At 67.5% G+C, this 658-nt stretch carries 2 pseudogenes; both read right to left on the bottom strand.

From position 1 onward, the window contains the following. Window positions 1-316: pseudogene (locus VTU_RS29185) on the bottom strand (hypothetical protein); the annotation flags it as partial. An 87-nt stretch (window positions 317-403) separates the two neighbouring features. Continuing rightward, window positions 404-658 (bottom strand): annotated as a pseudogene (locus VTU_RS29180) (hypothetical protein); the annotation flags it as partial.

Genomic DNA, 658 nt, shown 5'->3' with positions numbered 1-658 from the left:
GCGTGGCGCCGTCGAGCGTCGTCGCCAGCAGATCGGGGATGCGGCGCTGGGGATCGATGAGCTCGCCATGGTTGCGCCGCCCCTCGGGCCGGATCACGTAATACGTGAAATACGATGCAATCACCGGCGCTGCGCAGACGAGCAGCACGCTGAGCATTTGCCAGCGGCCGTGGCGCGCGCGCTGCAGCGTGGCCACTGTGACCCCGGCTTCGGGCATGGCGTGCACTGCAAGCCCGAGCGGTTGCCCGGCGCGGGCCTCAGGGGGCAGGTTGGCTGCGTGCGCGCATGCAGCGGGGGACGATTTGGAACCAGACATAGAGAGCTGCCATCAGGCCACAGAGACCGAACCATTGAAATGCATAAGCGGAGTTCCTGGTGGCGGCCGTGCCGACCACGGGCCAATTTGGCACGGTGCGTCGCAAGCGCCACCGGCCACGCTTACGAGCAGCCACTGGCCCTTGAGGGAGTTCAGGGGGAGCGTGGCGCCGTCGAGCGTCGTCGCCAGCAGATCGGGGATGCGGCGCTGGGGATCGATGAGCTCGCCATGGTTGCGCCGTCCCTCGGGCCGGATCACGTAATACGTGAAATACGATGCAATCACCGGCGCTGCGCAGACGAGCAGCACGCTGAGCATTTGCCAGCGGCCGTGGCGCGCGCG

This window comes from Verminephrobacter aporrectodeae subsp. tuberculatae At4 (assembly GCF_000193225.1).
In the GTDB taxonomy this organism is placed as follows: Bacteria; Pseudomonadota; Gammaproteobacteria; order Burkholderiales; family Burkholderiaceae_C; genus Acidovorax; species Acidovorax aporrectodeae.
This window is presented reverse-complemented; position numbering and strand designations above follow the sequence as displayed.